Below are 19,262 nucleotides of genomic sequence, written 5' to 3'. Positions count from 1 at the left end.
TTATCGCAAAACAATAAATAATTATATATTTGCAATAATAAAAATGAATAATCATGAAAATCATCGGTAAAAATTCTCTTTCACAATACATCAGTTATCTGCTCTTGTTGCTGGCAGCTTTTTTTGCTCTTCAGCTTATTTACATTGTTATTGGTTTTTCCGTTTCTTTTTATAATTTCAAGACAGGCAATAATATTCTTTCAGACTTTTTTATCATCGGAACCGATGTAGGCTGGTCTAAAAATGAATGGACACAACCAATGGAATATCTGATGAAATTTAAGTTCTTTATTCCTTTCACCGAACAGAATCTTCTTACAGGACTGTTTAATCCGGGAAATGTTCTAAGCAATGTTTTCAACGAAATTTTTATAACTCTGCTTTTTTTCATCAGTTATAAATTTTTACGAGAAATCAGCAAAGAAAATGTATTCAATGCCGATGCTTTACTTTGGCTGAAAAGGTTCGGCTGGCTTAATATTATTTATACAGCCATTACATTGGCTATCGTTCCTTTTACGGTAAAAAGTTTCTTTGCGGTTATGTACTCTGTTGTAATATTCTTATTTTTCGGAGCCTTAATATTATTCATTGTAGAATTTTTCAAAAAAGGGTTAGAACTTCAGGAACAAGTAGATTTAACAATTTAATTTATGCCAATAATCATCAACGTAGACGTCATGTTGGCGAAAAGGAAAATGCAGTCTCAGGAACTTGCCGAAAAAATTGGCATTACTCAGGCTAATCTTTCCATTCTTAAAACCGGTAAAGCCAAAGCCGTAAAGCTTTCAACACTGGAAGCCATATGCAAAGCACTGGATTGTCAACCCGGAGACATCCTGGAATATGTAAAAGATTAATATTCTTTAAGATTTTAAAACTAAAAAATCCGTTAAAAGTATTCACTAACCTCACAAACTTCCTTAAAACCATTATTCACTCACAATAATATCAGATCTGACTTTTTAGATTTGACAAAAAATTTAATCACTATGAAAAAATATTTCATCGTCCCATTTCTTCTATGGGGAATGGCTTCTTTTGCCCAGCAAAAAATTGAAAATCTCGATTTTGAAACCACAGAAAACAATTCTCCCACCTTATGGAAATTAATGGGAAACAATTCTGCAAAAGTATTTTCGGATTTTAATGAAAAACAGCAGGGAAAAGCATCCGCCGTGATAGAATCTGAAGGAACAGAAGGTTTCAGAGCAATCATGTACACACTTCCCAACAATTATGCAGGAAGAAAAATTACGCTTTCCGGCTATATTAAAACAGAAAATGTAACGGATGGATTTGCAGGATTATGGATGAGAATAGATCCCGACGTTGCTTTTAACAATATGCAAAACATTGGTCTGAAAGGTACAAACGACTGGAAAAAGTACGAAGTTACGCTTAATATGTCTCCCGAAAACACGCAGCAAATTGTTATAGGAGCTTTGCTTTCCGGAAAAGGAAAAATCTGGGTAGACAACTTAAAAGTTTCCATCGACGGAAAAGACATTGATCATGCTAAAATTTTCGAGAAAAAATTAACGAAAGTTGAGCTTGATAAAGAATTTGATAAAGGCTCTAAAATATCCAACATCAGCCTCAATCAGAATAATATTGAAAACCTTAAAAAACTGGGATTAATCTGGGGGTATCTGAAATATTATCATCCAGGCGTAGCCGAAGGAAATTACAACTGGGATTACGAACTTTTCAGAATTTATAAAAAAACTGAAAATGCTGCTGCTGAAGAGAGAGACCAGATTTTAACAGACTGGATCAAAGGTTTAGGCAAATTTCAGACAGCAAAAAATTCTGAGCCGAAGAATGTAAAAATCAAACCGGATCTCGACTGGATCACCAATTCCGGCTTCTCGAAAGAACTTACAGAGCTGCTTTTACAACTGAAAGATGCTAAAAGACCAAAAGTCAATTATTACGTCGATTTCTTTCCGAATGTAGACAATCCTGATTTCAGGCATGAAAATCCTTACAGAGAGATGAAGTATCCCGATGAAGGTTTCAGGCTGCTTTCTCTTTACAGATACTGGAACATGATTCAGTATTATTTTCCTTACAAAAACCTCATCGAAGAAGACTGGAAAGGCGTGCTCAAAGAATTTATACCAAAATTCATCAACGCAAAAGACGAAACGGAATACAATCTCGCTTCTCTGGAACTGATCGGAAGAATTCACGACACTCATGCCAACATTTGGGGAAACAGCAAATCGCTTGAAAAATATTTTGGCGAAAGGTATTCTCCGGTACAATTAACTTTTGCAGAAAATAAACCTGTGGTTGAAGATTTCTATGATGAAAAGTTAGGAACACAGACCGGACTGAAAAAGGGAGATGTTATTACAGAAATTAACGGAGAAAATGTAGATGCCATCATTAAAAGAAGTCTGAAATATCTTCCTGCTTCCAATTACCCTACCCAACTTCGGGACATTTCAAGAAAATTATTGCGAAGCAATGCAGAAACCATTAGTCTTACCATTTTAAGAGACGGAAAAACGGAAGAAAAAACTATAAAAACCTATGCTTATTCAGATATTAAAATAAAAAAAGAGCCAAAAGAGTTTTTTAAAATGCTCGATGGCAACATTGCTTATGTTTATATGGGAAGTGTAAATGCCGATCTTCTTCCTGAAGTTTTTGAAAAAATTAAAAACACGAAAGGTTTGGTTATCGATTTCAGAAGCTATCCTTCAGATTTTGTGGTTTTTAAAATGGGAAAACTGTTAAAACCAGAACCCTTGGATTTCGTAAAATTCACGAATACAAACAACAGTCAGCCGGGACTTTTCACTTTTACACCAAGCTTAAAAACACAGGGAACCGGAAAAAAATATTATCAGGGTAAAATTGCCATCTTAATTAATGAAACAACACAAAGCAGTGCAGAATATCACACCATGGCTTTCAGAACCGCACCCAATGCGAAAGTTTTCGGTTCTACAACGGCAGGAGCCGATGGAAATGTTTCTGATATAAAACTCCCGGGAAATATTTCGACCATGATCAGCGGAATCGGTATTTATTATCCCGACGGAAAAGAAACCCAGAGAATAGGAATTGTTCCCGATGTGGAAGTAAAACCTACAATAGACGGAATAAAAAACAATAAGGACGAAGTTTTGGAAAAAGCAACAAAATGGATTAATAATTAGCAACACTGATCGAAAATTTTATTTAGCTTTGTATATTCTTTAGATAAATCAAGTTTTATGAAAAAAATAATTACAGCAACTTTGCTATTCGGACTTTCTGTTTTTGCCAACGGATTATTTGCACAGGAATTATCAGCAGACCAGTTGAAAACCTTCCGCACCGATAATCTGGAAAGTTTCCAGAAAGCTTTCAGTCAGGAAGATTTTTCAAAATGCTATACCGTAAATGGTACAAAAACAGATTTACTTTCTTTGAGTGTAAAAGAAAACAAAAAGAATGTCTTCAATTATCTGGTAAGTAAAACTGACGTAAATAAATCCTGCAGCGATGTTACTCCTCTAATGAGCGCAGCAGCTTCAGGAAATATGGATGCCGCAAAAATGCTGATGAAATTCGGGGCTAAAAAAGAGGCAAAAGACAGCAAAGGCAAAACGGCAAAAGACTACGCTGTTAAAAATAAACAGTCTGCAATGGCAATGGTTCTTTAATTTTTTTAGAGATAAATAATTTAAAACTTCCTTCGGGAAGTTTTTTTGTTTTTAAAACCTGCAAAAATCTTATCTTTGCCAACGGAAAATTCAAGGTTCGGATCAGAGCCTTATACATTGAACTTTAAACAAATAATTATGTTTCGATCGCACACAAACGGAGAATTATCTCTTAAAAATCTTAATGAAGAAGTTACACTTTCAGGATGGGTACAGACTATCCGTGATAAAGGATTTATGATTTGGATAGATCTTCGGGATCGTTACGGAATTACGCAGCTTGTTTTCGACCAGGACCGTTCTACAGCGGAACTGATGGAAAATGCAAAAAAACTGGGACGTGAATTTGTGATTCAGGTTACCGGAAAAGTTATCGAAAGAGTAAGCAAAAACCCCAATATTCCGACAGGAGAAATTGAGATTTTAGTGGAGAATTTAACGGTTCTTAATGAATCTCAGCTTCCGCCTTTCACCATTGAGGACGAAACAGACGGTGGCGAAGAATTGAGAATGAAATACCGTTACCTTGATATCAGAAGAAATCCTGTAAAAGATAAATTGATTTTCCGTCATAAAATGGCGCAGAAAGTAAGAAACTATCTTTCAGACAACGGATTTATCGAAGTTGAAACTCCGGTTTTAATTAAATCTACTCCGGAAGGTGCGAGAGATTTCGTGGTTCCGAGCAGAATGAATCCGGGACAGTTTTATGCTTTGCCGCAATCTCCGCAGACTTTCAAGCAATTATTGATGGTCGGCGGAATGGATAAATATTTCCAGATCGTAAAATGTTTCCGTGACGAGGATTTAAGAGCCGACAGACAGCCGGAATTTACACAAATCGACTGCGAAATGGCTTTCGTAGAGCAGGAAGATGTGATGAATGTTTTCGAAGGAATGACGAAAACTTTATTGAAAGATATCACCGGTCAGGAATTCGGAGATTTCCCGAGAATGACTTTCGCTGATGCGATGCAGAAATATGGAAACGACAAACCGGACATCCGTTTCGGAATGGAATTCGTGGAACTGAATGAACTGGTACAAGGAAAAGATTTCAAAATATTTGATGAAGCAGAACTGGTTGTGGGAATCAATGTTGAAGGTTGTGCAGACTATACAAGAAAACAGATCGACGAACTTGTGGATTGGGTAAAAAGACCACAAATCGGAGCTTCGGGAATGGTTTGGGTGAAATTCCAGAATGACGGGGTAAAAACGTCTTCAGTAAATAAATTCTACAGCGAGGAAGATTTAGCAAAAATTATTGAGAAATTCGGAGCTAAAGAAGGAGACTTAATGTTGATTCTTTCCGGAAACGAAAATAAGGTAAGAACGCAGCTTTCGGCTTTAAGAATGGAGCTTGGAAACCGTTTGGGATTAAGAAAAGGAAACGAATTCGCACCACTTTGGGTAGTTGATTTCCCTCTTTTGGAATTTGATGAAGAAAGCGGGCGTTATCACGCGATGCACCACCCTTTCACGTCTCCAAAACCGGAAGATATTCATTTGCTGGAAACAGATCCGGGAAAAGCCAGAGCAAACGCTTACGATATGGTATTGAACGGAAATGAAATCGGCGGAGGTTCCATCAGAATTTTCGATAAAGATCTTCAGTCTAAAATGTTCGATCTTTTAGGATTTTCAAAAGAAGAAGCAGAAGCACAGTTTGGTTTCTTAATGAATGCCTTCAAATACGGAGCGCCGCCTCACGGTGGATTAGCTTTCGGGTTTGACCGTTTGGTAGCAATTCTGGACGGAAACGAAGTGATCAGAGACTATATCGCTTTCCCTAAAAATAACTCAGGACGTGATGTAATGATCGATGCGCCTTCTTCGATTGCTGAGGAACAGCTCGATGAACTGGAACTGAAATTAAATTTAAAAGCATAAATTAGAAGCGGGGATTTTTTCTCCGCTTTTTTTATGAAAACACTAATTTCTCTAATAGCCACTTTAGGATATATTTCTGCAATAGCCTGTGCAGTTTATTTCATAATCATATTTATAAAGAAAATACTTTATTACCCTCCGAACGTAAAAGAAAAAGTTTATGAAGAAATAATGAAGCTCTCTTACATTTCAGGATTATTGCTTGTATTTAGCTCAACCTGCTTTGGGGTAGCTAAAGAAATTGTAGAATATGATTTTAAAAGAACGTTGAGAAAACACACTATTGTTTCAGCAGATATTGAAAACATATTTTTCAGTCAGGAGGATATGAAAGGTATTTTTGATCATTTCGAAAATGATGAAGGACGTTACAGGTGCGAAAGCTTTAGCGGAATTATTAATCTGGATAACAACGAATCGATTTCTGTTGAAATTATAAAGCATTGCTATGAAAAGAACAGATATATTATTGTTTCTAAACAATACAGCGTAGAATCTACCATTGGAGACATCAGAACAGACAAGTTTGATTATCTAAAAAAGAATATTGATAGTATTCAATAATTTTTAAACATACATCTCGTTAATAAAAGAACCATTTCTTTTTGTCATGAAAAAACTAATACCACTATTCTTTTTATTTTTTATCCATTTATTCAATTGTCAATATGCAGAAGGACAATATTATGAAAGTGAAATTTATAAACTAAAATTAAGAATTGAGAAAGGTGACAAAAAAGCGCTCTATAAACTAACACCTTATTTTGACAGCTCAAAAAAACTGGCAGAATATCTTGGGCATCATTATCATGAAACTGAAGAATTCTATCTTGCAAAAAGAGTTATTGAAGAAAATTTCATTTTTCCTGAGCAGGCAATTAATCTTGAAGAAATAAAAAATTCTGAAACCTACTCTGATTTTTTAACTAAAACCATCAATAAAATAAACTATTCTCCAGAATTAGAAACATTTTATATTACCCCTCTCAAAGACAGAAAAGATTTCATAGAATTTCGGGAGCTGCCGATTGCAAAACTACAGAAACTTATTAAAAGACGCTCTGAAATCATCACTAAAGATTGGATAAAAGCAAGAGGAATTGATGTTTTAATACGCCAGAACAATCCCGAATCTCTTGTAAAAATTTGTGAAGAATTTTATCGTTTAAGAGATAAATTTAACTTTTTCAATCGAGATCAGGAAGATTTTGCAGAGCTTTTAAAATTGCTGATTCATAAAGATATTGGTTCTGTCGGAAGAAATGATTACAGAGTATGGGATACTGATGATTCTAATTTTGATAACAATGCAATCCTTAATTTGCTTATTTATTTCTCAAAAAACTACAAAAATTTTGTTTGGGACAATTCGTCACATTGTTTCATTAATAAGTCTTTGAAATCTAAACAAATAGACGATGTCGCGAATCTTTTTGAAGAACTTTCCAATGATAATGACTCCATTGCTTTAAATACATTCATTAAGCTTTCGCAAAGCGACACTAAAAGAGTAAACGAAATTAGTGCAGAAAAGGAAAGAAACATTCTTAGCAGTACTAATCCTATTATTCCAATGTTTCCCTATAGATTTCTTAGCCAGCTATCACTTCTTACATTGTATTATAGACAAAACCATATCGATTTTCAGGGAACAAAAGATCTTCATACGTATATTGAAAAATTAAGTTCGAAGATTTCTTTTAAAGAAAGAAGGGAGTACGAAAACTATTTAATAGACCATCTTACTTTACAAGATCTCACTCCATTAGAATATTGGTCATTGATTTATGAAAAAAGACCAAAATTATCAGAATCTGTTTCACGAATTTTAGACATTTATTATACGAAAAACTGGGATACAATTCTCAATAATGAAAAGCAGTTAGAATTGTACCTAAAAAAATCTTTATTATACGGAAGAATTGGCATTAACGGAAATGTTAATTATTATCTTTTTAAATTCACAGGAAACGGAAATGATGTGATAAAACTTTTAGATAAAATTAAATCAGAAGATCCCGATATTGTTTTTCAAATAGAAAATGCGAAAAAAATGTGTCTGAAAAGTTTTGACTATCCCATTTCACCTCAAAAAATATCCGATGGAAACTTTAACAGTGAAAAAGTTGATCTGAAAGATGAGACTGAAAAAATAAAAGTTACAGCAAAAGACAGTGATGATTTTGAATATAAAATTTTAAAACTTTTTTCAAAAGTGGGGTATTCACAGATTCCTGAAGCATTACAGATTTTAGAAAAATTAAATTTCAAAGAAAATAACTACAATAACAAATATTCAATGTTTGAAAGAGATTTCGGCTTTTTTGTAATTGAAAACTGGAAAGATAAAAAAGTAAGAGACGGATTTATATCCGTTTATCAATCGCATACGGAAAAAGAGCTTTATAAATATTATCTTGATCTTGCCGGAATTGATTATAAAAATCAGGATGAAAGTTTAGATTACGATAAAATTTATGAAATTCTGAAATTCGATATCGTAACTCCTTTCACTGGCAGTCAGGAACTTGAAAATGAAGTTGGTGCTGTTATTAAACTTTTAGAACTGGAACAAAATACTACACTGGGTTATCCGGATAAACTTTGTAATTCTGCAGGAATGTACATTTGTCCGCCTTCCGACCGCGCTTGGGAATGGAGAAAATATTTAAAAGATAAAAAACTACTTAAAGAAGAGCATTCCAAGATTGTTTCATTCAATTATGGCTACTATATCGATAAAATTCTTGTTTACAGAGAGATAAACTCAAAATAAGCCATTGAATATTCATCACACAACACAATCCTTATAGAACTTATCGACAACAAAAATCAATATAAAAAGCAACACTTTAGATCCTTGAATATTACCGTAGATCTGTAAAAATAAAAAGGTCTGAATTTCTTCTGACCTCTATTCGTTTTTTCTCCGCTTGTTTATGAGGATGATTTTTATGTTGATGTATTGGGTGTATCTTAAACCGTGATAAGAAAGCTTTTGCAAAAACTGAAAATCTTTTTATAGAGAATAAAAAGATTTGTCAGTCTTTGTAAAGAAATGAATTTTTAATTGATAAAAGAAAATTTATTTACAAACATATTACCGATAAGCGGTAGTGGAGTTTCTTTTTCATTTGCGGCGTTTATTATGCCCAAAATCATTAAAATAAAGAATAAATAGCCAATGTGGAGAATTCCCATTCTTACCGGAAAATTTCTCAGCTTCCGTAATATACTTTTTCGCAGATTCATAATCTTTTCTGGTAATGTAGGTTAATGCCAGTAAAGAATTCAGAAGCAATTGGCTCTCATCAGATTTCGCAGATTTTCTTAATACAGATAAATCTTTTACTGCTTTGTTTAAATCTTCGTTTCTGTTGTTAAAAATATCAATTGCTTTTTCGTTCTGCGCTAAAAGCAACGTCTGAAATAAGAATAAAAAAAATACTGTGATAATTTTAAATTTCATAGAATTTTACCTATATATCTTGCTGTGATTAAATAAATGTTACGGTAAAGGTAATATTATACTTCCGGATTCTTACGGAGTATTTCTTACATAACCTGTTCCTAAAAAAACATAAATAACTCAATTGTAATTATTTAAGATACCACAAAATAATTACACGGCACAATCATTGTACGATTTACAGAAAATAAAGTACAATGAAAGCAATCTGGAACGGCGCCATTGGCTTTGGATTAGTCAATATTCCTGTCAAAATCTACTCTGCTACCGAAACCACCAAACTGGATTTGGATATGCTGGATAAGTCTGATTTTTCTAATATCAGATTTAAAAGAGTGAACGAAAATACAGGCAAGGAAGTGAAATGGGAAAACATTGTAAAAGGATATCTCATGGACGACAAATACATTATTCTGGATGAAGAAGATTATGAAGCCGCAAGTCCTGAAAAATCCAAAATCCTTTCCATCGATCAGTTTGTAAAAGAAAGTGAAGTAGATTCTGTTTATTTTGAAAATCCGTACTATCTCGAACCGCAGAAAAATGGTGAAAATGCCTATCGTCTTTTGTTGAAAGCTTTAGCAAAAACAGAAATGGTGGGAGTAGGAACATTTGTTCTGCGCGAAAGTGAAGCCATCGGAATGATCCGCCCTTATAACAATGAAGTTTTGGTTTTAAACCGATTAAGATTCGCACAGGAAATCAGGGATTACGGAAATCTTAAAATTCCGGCGGCGAAAGCTCCGAAACCTGCTGAATTAAAAATGGCAGTAAACCTCATCGAACAGCTTTCACAGGAATTTGATCCTGAAATGTACAAAGACACCTATTCTGAAGCTTTAATGAAGATCATTAAACAGAAAGCGAAAGGCAAAAACATCAAAACGAAAAAAGTGGAACCTGCAAAAGAAGGAAAAGTAATTGATCTGATGGCGCAGTTAAAAGCCAGTTTACAGAATACCAAATCTAAAAACGCATCATAATGGCTCTGAAAGATTACAACGAAAAGCGGAAATTCGATGAAACCAGCGAACCGAAAGGAAAAACAAAAAAGAGCAAAGATCAGCTTATTTTTGTGATTCAGCGACACGCTGCATCACGACTGCATTATGATTTTCGTCTCGAAATGGATGGTGTGCTGAAAAGCTGGGCCGTTCCAAAAGGACCGTCATTAGACCCTAAAGACAAACGTCTTGCGATGATGGTGGAAGATCATCCCTACGATTACAAAGATTTTGAAGGAAATATTCCGGAAGGAAATTACGGAGCTGGACAGGTTGAAATCTGGGACGGCGGAACCTATGAACCTCTTGATAACAATTCCAAACTTTCAGACGAAAAAGAGCTGCTAAAAGAGCTTCACGCCGGATCATTAAAATTTATCCTTCATGGAAAAAAACTGAAAGGTGAATTTGCTTTGGTTAAAATGAAAAACACGGAAGAAAATTCGTGGCTGTTAATTAAACATAAAGATGACTTCGCCGAAAGTGATTATGATGCAGAGGAAAACACCGCAAAAAATTCTCAGGTCACAAAATTTTTAGAGGAAAAAAAAAGCCTCAAAAGCAGCAAAAAAAAGTCATAACCTCAGAAATAAAGCCTAAATTCAAACGGTACAATTCTTTAGTTGACGAAAAGAAAATTGAAAACTTTATCAAGCCCATGCTGGCAAAACCACATGATGAGGCTTTTGATGATGAAGACTGGATTTTTGAAATCAAATGGGATGGTTATCGCGCCGTTGCCGATTTAAGCACCGATCAACCTTTCTTCTACTCCAGAAACGGAATTTCTTTCCTTTCAAAATTTGAAAAAATATCACGGGATTTTGAAAATCAGATTCATCATATGATTCTTGACGGTGAAATTGTTGCCTATGATGAAAACGGAAAACCCAATTTCCAATGGCTTCAGCAGATTGGAGACAATCCGGATCTGGCTCTCACTTATCAGGTTTTTGATATTTTGTGGCTGAATGGCCATTCTACGGAAGAACTTCCGTTGATTCAGCGGAAAGAACTTTTAAAAGAAGCTTTAGTGGAAACCGATGTCATCAGATATTGTGATCACGTTCCGGAAAAAGGGACTGTATTTTTCAGTCAGATGAAAAAGATGAAGCTTGAAGGGATGATCGCTAAAAAAGCCAACAGCATTTATGTAGAAAATCATCGGAGTTCCGACTGGCTGAAAATCAAGTTCACCAATACTGAAGAAGCCATTATTTGCGGTTTTACAGAACCTCGCGGTTCGAGAAAAGGTTTCGGAGCTTTGATTTTAGGAAAATATATTGACGGAAAGCTTACTTACAGCGGACATACAGGAACGGGATTTAACCGCGAATTAATCCATGAAATACTTCAGAAATTAGAAAGAATCACTGTCTCAAAATCACCTTTCGAGATCAAACCCAAAACCAATATGCCTGTAACATGGACAAAACCTAAACTGGTGTGCGAAATAAAATATTCCGAAATTACAAAAGACGGAATTTTTCGCCATCCTGTTTTTGTGGCATTGAGAGAAGATAAAGAACCTGAAGAGGTTAGAAATTCTTCTGAAGATCATGAAACTGTTTCCCAACCAAAAACAACGACAATGGCAATTCCAAAAAAGATAAAATCGTCTGAAAACGAACAAGAAATTACCATAAACCGACATAAGGTAAAACTGACCAATCAGGACAAAATCTATTTTCCTAAAGATGGTATTACAAAAGGCGATATCATTGAATATTACCAGTCGGTTGCAGCGTATATTTTACCTCATCTTAAAAACCGTCCGCTTTCGCTAAACCGCTTTCCAAACGGAATTGAAGAGCAGAATTTTTATCAGAAAGATGCCGGTGACAATATTCCGGACTGGATAAAAACAACACAGATTTATTCGGAATCGAATGATAAAGACATCGATTATATTTATTGTAACGACAAAGCAACTTTAGCTTATTTAAACAATCTGGGGTGTATCGATATGAATCCGTGGAATTCTTCACTTCCCGATCTTGATCATCCTGACTTTTTGGTTTTAGACCTCGATCCTTCGAAAAAGAATACGTTTGATGAGGTTATTGAAACAGCTTTGCAGGTGAATGACGTTTTAGAATATGTAAAAATCGACGGATACTGCAAAACTTCCGGAAGCACGGGAATTCACATCTATATTCCGATGGGCGGAAAATACGAATTTGATCAGGTGAAAGATTTTGCGCACCTTTTAATGAAACAAGTCAATAAAAAATTGCCGAAACTCACGACACTGGAAAGAAGCTTACAGAAGCGTGACAACAAGAAAATCTACCTCGATTATCTTCAAAACAGAACCGGACAGACTTTAGCAAGTGCTTACAGTTTGCGTCCAAAAGAAGGAGCATCTGTTTCAATGCCTCTGGAATGGAAAGAACTGAAAAAAGGTTTAAAACCTACAGATTTCAACATTCACAATGCTTTAGACAGAATTAAAGAAAAGGGAGATTTGTTTAAACCTGTTCTGGGAAAGGGAATTGATATGATGAAGGCGCTGGAATTGTTGCAAGATGCTGAATGAAATTAATACTTTAAATTTTCAATCAATTTATATCAAAAATCAAAATATTTAATTCTTTCTCATAATTATTTAGCAAAATTATAACTATGTGAGAGGGCAAATTAAGTTTATCACATCCCTTACAATTGTATATAATTGTAGTGTAATTAACTGTTTTCCATATTTCAAATGAAGTTATACCTCATTTTCAGACTTTATCTATCCTAAGACTTTTCTAAATGTAATATTTCCTTGATTTGGATACACATATCAGGGATTCAGCTATTTTTTATCTACGTAAATGTGACAATTTTGCAAAACATAATTGAAACATTTCATCATAATGAAAGCAAAAACATTTTATTTAAAATTTCTGACCCTATTTCTGGTAGTCTTCGCTTCATTTCTTAATGCGCAAAATAAAACAGATATTACTGGTCAATGGGAATCGGATAATGATGACCGATTCAGACTTGAATTTTTTAAAGTAGGAAATTCATATGAAGCCCGAATGTTAGCAGGTTCTAAAATTGTAGAAAGTGACGGCAGAACTTCAAAAAAGGATACTAAAAATCCCAATCCTCAATTAAGATCAAGAAATTTGGTTGGAGTTGTAAGTTTGAAAGGACTTATTTGGAAGAATGACGAGTTTATTAATGGAAATATGTATAATCCACAAGATGGCAAAACCTACACTTGTAAAGCATGGATAGAAAATAATAAACTCTATCTGAGAGGATATTTAGGTATCTCAATTTTAGGTAAAACGATTACATTTCATAAATACAAATAATAATATGGCAACAATACATTGGAATGATGGCGATATTCCATCTCAGAAAAATAAGGTAGTAATAATAACAGGAGCCAATAGCGGGATAGGATTGGAATCTTCCCGAGTTATGGCTGCCAAAGGAGCAAAAGTAATTATGGCTGTCCGTAATTTAGATAAAGGAGAAGCAGCAGCTACATTGATAAAAACAAACAATCCTCATGCTGATCTTGATGTAATGGAATTGGATTTAGCTGATTTTGCCTCTATTAAAAAATTTTCTGCAAATTTTCATAAAAAGTACAATCAGTTAGATATCCTGATTAATAATGCAGGAGTTATGGCTCCTAAAAAAAGAGAAATTACAAAACAGGGATTTGAAGTACAATTTGGAGCAAATCATCTCGGACATTTTCTTTTAACGGGTTTATTAGTAGACATTTTAAATAAGACTCCCAATTCCCGAATAGCAGTACAAAGCAGTTTGGTACACAAACAAAAAACTTACGGAGGAGCAGATATATTCTTTGATGATTTAAATTGGGAGAATTCATATAATAAGGACTATGCTTACGGACAAAGTAAATTGGCTAACCTTCTCTTTGCTTATGAATTGGATAGAAGATTGAAATCTGTAAACAGCAAAGTGATTGTGACAGCAGCACATCCCGGATATACCAATACGAATCTTCAAAAAAATTATGGTTTTTTTGTATCGGTATTGATGAATAATCTTTTTGCTATGAATGTTCAACAAGGTAGTTTGCAAATATTACGAGCTGCTACAGATCCCCATCTTAAAGGTGGAGAATTTATTGGTCCGACTAAAATGGGTGAACTTAAAGGATATCCTGAAGTAGTAAAATCCAGCGAAAAATCTTATGATAAGAAATTATCGGAGAAATTATGGGATATCTCAGAAAAACTTACAGGTTTCGTTTATCAATTTAATAATGGCTAAAATTTAAATTACTATGAGTAAAAGTGCTAAAACAATATATGTGTTTTTTATTTATATGATAATATCGGGTTTAGGTTTCGTATTTATACCAAATATTGTTCTAAATTTGGTAGGACTTCCTGCTTCCTCTGATATTTGGGTAAGAGCTGTCGGAATGATGACCATTCTGCTTGGTAGCTATTATGGAGTAATGGCAAAGAATGAAGTTAAATCATTTTTTTATGCTGCATCCTATGGAAGATTAACCGTTATTTTATTTTTTATAGGTTTTGTGCTTTTTGACTTAGCCCCTTTAAAACTAATAATGTTTGGCGTAGTTGATTTATTAGGAGCAATCTGGACATTGAGAACTCTTCGTACGGAAAATAAAGAATAATATGGAAAATAAGTTTATAAGAATTAGTTCTATTTCAAAATTTCATCAACTTTCAAATTTATCTAAGCCGAAACATCCTTTAATCAGTTTAATAAATTTAAATGAAGTTGTTGCACAGGATTTCGAAAGTCCAATGTCTATTATACTTGACTTTTACACCATTTCACTGAAAAAATGTATTTCTAACAAAATAAAGTACGGACAAAAAGACTATGATTTTGACGAAGGGGTAATTGCATTCTTAGAGCCGGGTCAGGTTATCTCAACAACAGACAAAGATAATAAAGCGGAAGGATGGTGGTTAATCTTTCATCCAGACTTTATAAGGCAATATCCATTGGCAAAGCAAATAAAGGAATATGGCTTTTTCTCTTACTCAGTTAATGAAGCACTGCATCTTTCTGAAAAGGAAGAGAATATGATTGAACTTATCTTCAAAAATATAGAAGAAGAATATAATACATCTATTGATAGCTTTAGTCAGGATGTTATGATTTCCCAATTAGAATTATTACTAAATTATTCTAATAGATTCTATAATAGGCAATTTATTACAAGAAAAAACAGTAATAATGATTTACTGATTCGGCTCAAAGATTTATTAGATCACTATTTTCGTGAAAACCTTGTTTTGGAAAAAGGTCTTCCCACAGTACAATATTTAGCAGACAGTTTAAATATTTCTCCAAATTATCTGAGTGACATGTTAAGAAATAGTACAGGTCAAAACACTCAACAACATATTCATGAGAAAATAATCGAATTGGCTAAAGATATGCTTACTTCTACCAATTTAAGCGTTAGTGAAATAGCTTTCAAATTAGGATTTGAGTATCCGCAATCGTTTAGTAAATTATTTAAAAATAAAATGAATGTTACACCTAACGAATTTCGCCTAAAGTTTAATTAAAAAATTCATTTAAATTTTCAATCATTTTTAAGCAAAAATCGATGCTGTTTTCATCTCTTAAATGATTGATGAGTAGGTATAAATTGTTAACAATATCATCAACAGATAAAATTAAATCATCGTTAAAAAATTTTCTCCGCATTAAGTACATTTCCAAATTAATATAAATATATCTCAGATATTCAACATTATTAATTTTTGAAAAACACTCGCAGAAAACGTAGGATGAATTATATTTTCCTTTTAATATAAATTGTGTAAAATCTAAAAAATCTGCAATAAAATATAATTGATGATCTTCCCATGTAAAAACTTCTTCTATAAAATCATCATGCTGTTTTGCTGTAAAATGATCTAAAATATTTTTAAGATACGGAAAATGATCATATTCAAAATTTTCCGAACTGTCATAAGAGCTTATATTGTCAATATAAGTTTTAATTTCTAAAAACTGATCATTCATAGTATGAGTTAAGGAAGTTTCGCCAAAAGACTTTCAGGCAGCATTTTCAAAATCAGATAAATGATTTTCCATTTGAAATTCGGAACAATAGTGAAAGAATTTCCTGCGTTTACGATATGTTTCGCCACATAATCAGGCTCCATCATTAAAGATTCATTCAACTGTAAGCCTTCATTGATTTTTGTACGAATGTAGCCAATCACCAAAGCATTGACTTTTATATTTCTTGAAGCCAATTCCTGTCTTAAGCCAGCTAAATACGTGGTAAAAGCAGCTTTTGTACTGCCGTAAACAAAATTGCTTTTTCTCCCGCGAACTCCCGAAAGCGAAGATAAACCGACAATTCTTTCGAGATTTTTATTGTTTTTATCCGTTGCAATAATATTCAGAATAGAAACGGCTCCCATATAATTGACCAGCATCATTTGCTGAGCTCCTTTGAAGTCTATCAAAGCGGTTTCATTATCCACTAAAAAACCTGCTGCATAGACCACAATATGAGGTTTTACAAGAAGCTCATTATAAAATTTCTGGTGAGAATCAAAATCAACAGCATCAAAAGATAAAACCTTGACTTTGGAATTCAGATTATTTTCCGAAACAAATTGTTCTAAAGAGTTTGTATTACGGGAAGCGGCAATAACGGAAAATCCTTTTTCGACGTATTGTTTCGCTGCCTGTTTTGCAACATCGGAATTCGCGCCTAAAATGAGAACGGTTTTGTTTGTGTTTTGATTCATGGAGCAAAGATAACTTAAACCACAAATAACACAAATATTTTCAATAATGGCACAAAGATTTACCGCCATTTTTGTCATTTCGAAGGAGGAGAAATCTATTTTTAAACCGTTAAGATTTTAGTTGAGAAGTTAAGATTATTAAGGTAGGAGCTTCGCTTTTGATTTTTTCAGAGTTTTTTTAAACACTAATTGCACAAATGTTTTTTCACGAATAAACACAATTGCTAAATGCTCTCCTGTCATTTCGACGAAGGAGAAATCTATTTTTTAACCGTTAAGATTTAGTTGAGGAGTTAAGATTATTAAGGCTGGAGCTTCGCTTTTGATTTTTTCAGAGTTTTTTTAACACGAATTTCACAAATGTTTTTTCACGAATAAACACAATTGCTAAATGCTCTCCTGTCATTTCGACGAAGGAGAAATCTAATTTTTACCATTAAGATTTTAGTTGAGGAGTTAAGATGATTGAAGTAGATTCTTCTCTCCGCTTCGCTGCGGTCAGAATGACAATCCTACGTTAAAAATAATTGTAGGTTAAATTTCTACGAAGGATAACCTTTCCGGATATTAAAATAGAAAAATATTCATATAAAAAGTTTCGGCGGGGTGAGCAAAGCTCACCCCGCCGAAACGAAATATTTTAAAAACTGAAAAATTACTTTTTCTCAGTTTCGATTTCTTTTTTGTCTTCTGCTTTATCAGAAGTCTTGGATTTATCTCCAAAACGCGCTTCCGTAAACTCTCTTGAAACCGCAGCTTTTTCGAATTTCAGTTTTCCTGATAATGTTTCGATAACAAAACCATCGTCCTGAACCTGAGCAATTCTCCCGTGAAGTCCGGAAGTAAGAACCACTCTCGTTCCCACTTTCAGAGTTTCCTGAAAGTTTTTCTCCTGCTTCTGCTTTCTCATCTGAGGTCTGATCATCAGGAAGTAGAAACCTACCACCATCACCCCCATCATGATCATCATCATTCCTCCGCCACCTTGTGGCTGTGCCTGTAAAAATATGGATAACATGTTCATGATCTTATGGTTGAATATTAGCTGTGAAATTAATTCGGATCGGAGCTTTTTCTACGTTTGCGAAAACATCTGCAAATTTGTTAACATTTCCGTCGAAGTTTGTAGAATCGAAATGCAAAGTAATCTTTCCTTTTTTACCCGGCATAATCGGGTCTTTAGTAAAATCAGGAGCTGTACATCCGCATCCGGGCTTTACTTCAGAGATAACCAAAGGATTTGTTCCGGTATTGGTAATTTCGTAAACGTGCTCTACTTTATCACCTTTTTTAATTTTTCCGAAATCAAAATTGTTTTCAGAAAGTGCAACCGTAGTTAAAGGCTGATTGGAAGCCGGAGTCGCAGTTGTTTCTCCTGAAACCGGAGCTACAGCAGCAGAGTCTCCCGTTGCTGCAGGCGTTGAAGCAGCAGTTTCAGTTCCTGTAACTTCTTTATTTTCTTTTTTGCAGGAAACGAATCCAAAGCCTATGACAGACAAAGCAATGATGGATAATGTCTTTTTCATATGAAGATAATTTATATTCTGTTTAAATCTTTACAATATTTATCTAAAATTCCGTTAATGAAAATATTGGAGCGGTCTGTTGCGAAAACTTTTGCGATCTCGATATATTCATTAATGATTACTCTTGAAGGGGTAAAAGGAAAATTATCCAGTTCCGCCATTGCTGTTGATAAGATCACTTTATCCATTAGAGAAACTCTTTCAAGATCCCAGTTTTCCAGTCTTTCTTCCAGTTTCTTTTCGTTGTTTTCCCAACTGTCCAAAGTATTTCTAAGAAGTTTCATTGCGAACGTTTTATCGTCTTCGTCTTTAATCATTTTAATTAAAGTTCGGCTTTCTTCATCTTCTTTTAGGAAACCGATGGTTTTCTGCACCATTGAATTCGCGATGTGGATATCATCATACCATGAAAGTTCTTTATCACCAAGATAATCATGAAAATCATCATTTTCAGCAATGTATCTTAAGAATAATTTCCCGATAAACTTCTGATCTTCCTCAAAAGAATATCCTTCTTCTTTCATAAAATCCTGATAACGCTTTCCGGCAGACATTCTCTGGAAAGTTTTTACCAAAAGATCATCATGCAGGTCCCATTTCAATTGCTTGTGCTGTCCTGTGAAAAATAATCTCTCAGGATTTTCTTCCAATTTAATTAAAACTTGATTGTTGATGAATTTTTGGTTAGGATTAATGTCAGCATCGGTTTTGATGTATTTGTTTTTACCGATCTCAATCTGATTTTCTGCCAGTTCTTTCAGCGCAACCAAAAAGTTTAACTGATAGATGTAGAGATAATAGATTTTCTCTATTCCAGCAAACATATTTTTCTCTAATACATCAAACTTTACAGGATTCTGGTAATAAGAATACACAGTCTGTACTACTTTTTCACGGATTTGTCGTCTTCCTAACATTCAAAGAGCTTTTTTATGGGTGCAAAGATACGAAATTTAAAATTTATGAAA

The 19,262-nt window shown here is 34.0% G+C and carries 20 protein-coding genes; 14 read left to right on the top strand and 6 right to left on the bottom strand.

Features of this window, described 5'->3' with window-relative positions; genetic code table 11:
* The first annotated feature begins 53 nt into the window (after positions 1-53).
* From AC52CF_RS01795 to AC52CF_RS01765, 7 genes are all read left to right on the top strand, one after another.
* Positions 54-650 carry a DUF2975 domain-containing protein gene (locus tag AC52CF_RS01795; RefSeq protein WP_375181904.1) on the top strand — a complete coding sequence of 199 codons (597 nt, stop codon included), beginning with the start codon at positions 54-56 and terminating at the stop codon, positions 648-650.
* Between the two features lie 3 nt (positions 651-653).
* Positions 654-860 carry a helix-turn-helix domain-containing protein gene (locus AC52CF_RS01790; protein ID WP_039365153.1) on the top strand — a complete coding sequence of 69 codons (207 nt, stop codon included), beginning with the start codon at positions 654-656 and terminating at the stop codon, positions 858-860.
* A gap of 132 nt (positions 861-992) precedes the next feature.
* Positions 993-3,173, top strand: a complete 2,181-nt coding sequence (locus AC52CF_RS01785; RefSeq protein WP_375182233.1) for a S41 family peptidase — start codon at positions 993-995, stop codon at positions 3,171-3,173.
* A 57-nt stretch (positions 3,174-3,230) separates the two neighbouring features.
* Positions 3,231-3,662, top strand: a complete 432-nt coding sequence (locus AC52CF_RS01780) for an ankyrin repeat domain-containing protein (protein WP_214591029.1) — start codon at positions 3,231-3,233, stop codon at positions 3,660-3,662.
* Between the two features lie 138 nt (positions 3,663-3,800).
* On the top strand, positions 3,801-5,555 hold the full coding sequence (gene aspS, locus AC52CF_RS01775) for an aspartate--tRNA ligase (RefSeq protein WP_214591030.1): 1,755 nt from the start codon (positions 3,801-3,803) through the stop codon (positions 5,553-5,555).
* A gap of 33 nt (positions 5,556-5,588) precedes the next feature.
* Complete coding sequence (locus AC52CF_RS01770; RefSeq protein ID WP_214591031.1) at positions 5,589-6,119, top strand: hypothetical protein; 531 nt, start codon at positions 5,589-5,591, stop codon at positions 6,117-6,119.
* A 46-nt stretch (positions 6,120-6,165) separates the two neighbouring features.
* Positions 6,166-8,331, top strand: coding sequence for a hypothetical protein (locus AC52CF_RS01765; RefSeq protein WP_375181156.1), 2,166 nt, complete (start codon positions 6,166-6,168; stop codon positions 8,329-8,331).
* A 354-nt stretch (positions 8,332-8,685) separates the two neighbouring features.
* Here the strand turns inward: AC52CF_RS01765 and AC52CF_RS01760 are convergent, their stop codons facing one another.
* The gene (locus AC52CF_RS01760) at positions 8,686-9,024 is read right to left on the bottom strand and encodes a hypothetical protein (RefSeq protein ID WP_496517756.1); all 339 of its coding nucleotides are present in this window, start codon (positions 9,022-9,024) and stop codon (positions 8,686-8,688) included.
* 197 nt (positions 9,025-9,221) lie between these two features.
* On the opposite strand from AC52CF_RS01760, the gene ku reads away from it, so the two are divergent.
* The 7 genes from ku to AC52CF_RS01725 all read left to right on the top strand — a co-directional run bounded on the left by ku (position 9,222) and on the right by AC52CF_RS01725 (position 15,565).
* A complete protein-coding gene (ku, locus tag AC52CF_RS01755) occupies positions 9,222-10,007 on the top strand; it encodes a non-homologous end joining protein Ku (RefSeq protein WP_375181154.1) in 786 nt (261 codons plus the stop codon).
* Positions 10,007-10,609, top strand: coding sequence for a DNA polymerase ligase N-terminal domain-containing protein (locus tag AC52CF_RS01750; protein ID WP_375181153.1), 603 nt, complete (start codon positions 10,007-10,009; stop codon positions 10,607-10,609). The genes ku and AC52CF_RS01750 overlap by 1 nt, the downstream gene beginning before the upstream one ends.
* Positions 10,610-10,686: 77 nt before the next feature.
* Positions 10,687-12,567 (top strand): DNA ligase D, encoded by a 1,881-nt coding sequence (ligD, locus tag AC52CF_RS01745; RefSeq protein ID WP_375181152.1) that lies wholly within the window; start codon positions 10,687-10,689, stop codon positions 12,565-12,567.
* 322 nt (positions 12,568-12,889) lie between these two features.
* Positions 12,890-13,339: a DUF2147 domain-containing protein gene (locus AC52CF_RS01740; protein WP_214591037.1), complete on the top strand. Its 450-nt coding sequence runs from the start codon at positions 12,890-12,892 to the stop codon at positions 13,337-13,339.
* Between the two features lie 4 nt (positions 13,340-13,343).
* Positions 13,344-14,279, top strand: coding sequence for an oxidoreductase (locus AC52CF_RS01735; RefSeq protein WP_375181151.1), 936 nt, complete (start codon positions 13,344-13,346; stop codon positions 14,277-14,279).
* Positions 14,280-14,292: 13 nt separating this feature from the next.
* On the top strand, positions 14,293-14,655 hold the full coding sequence (locus tag AC52CF_RS01730; protein WP_214591039.1) for a hypothetical protein: 363 nt from the start codon (positions 14,293-14,295) through the stop codon (positions 14,653-14,655).
* 1 nt (position 14,656) lies between these two features.
* On the top strand, positions 14,657-15,565 hold the full coding sequence (locus AC52CF_RS01725; RefSeq protein ID WP_375181150.1) for a helix-turn-helix domain-containing protein: 909 nt from the start codon (positions 14,657-14,659) through the stop codon (positions 15,563-15,565).
* On the opposite strand, the gene AC52CF_RS01720 is transcribed toward AC52CF_RS01725, so the two are convergent.
* The 5 genes from AC52CF_RS01720 to AC52CF_RS01700 all read right to left on the bottom strand — a co-directional run bounded on the left by AC52CF_RS01720 (position 15,558) and on the right by AC52CF_RS01700 (position 19,211).
* Positions 15,558-16,028 (bottom strand): hypothetical protein, encoded by a 471-nt coding sequence (locus AC52CF_RS01720; protein WP_214591041.1) that lies wholly within the window; start codon positions 16,026-16,028, stop codon positions 15,558-15,560. The genes AC52CF_RS01725 and AC52CF_RS01720 overlap by 8 nt on opposite strands.
* Positions 16,029-16,036: 8 nt before the next feature.
* Positions 16,037-16,837 carry an SDR family NAD(P)-dependent oxidoreductase gene (locus AC52CF_RS01715; protein WP_375181149.1) on the bottom strand — a complete coding sequence of 267 codons (801 nt, stop codon included), beginning with the start codon at positions 16,835-16,837 and terminating at the stop codon, positions 16,037-16,039.
* A gap of 586 nt (positions 16,838-17,423) precedes the next feature.
* Positions 17,424-17,786 carry a preprotein translocase subunit YajC gene (yajC, locus tag AC52CF_RS01710; protein WP_214591145.1) on the bottom strand — a complete coding sequence of 121 codons (363 nt, stop codon included), beginning with the start codon at positions 17,784-17,786 and terminating at the stop codon, positions 17,424-17,426.
* A 10-nt stretch (positions 17,787-17,796) separates the two neighbouring features.
* Complete coding sequence (locus tag AC52CF_RS01705; protein ID WP_496517755.1) at positions 17,797-18,294, bottom strand: DUF1573 domain-containing protein; 498 nt, start codon at positions 18,292-18,294, stop codon at positions 17,797-17,799.
* An 11-nt stretch (positions 18,295-18,305) separates the two neighbouring features.
* Positions 18,306-19,211 carry a transcription antitermination protein NusB gene (locus AC52CF_RS01700; RefSeq protein WP_087709578.1) on the bottom strand — a complete coding sequence of 302 codons (906 nt, stop codon included), beginning with the start codon at positions 19,209-19,211 and terminating at the stop codon, positions 18,306-18,308.
* Positions 19,212-19,262 lie beyond the last annotated feature (51 nt).

It is taken from the genome of Chryseobacterium sp. 2P (assembly GCF_059579425.1).
The sequence above is the reverse complement of the archived record's forward strand: the minus strand, read 5'-3'. Positions and strand labels throughout refer to the sequence as shown.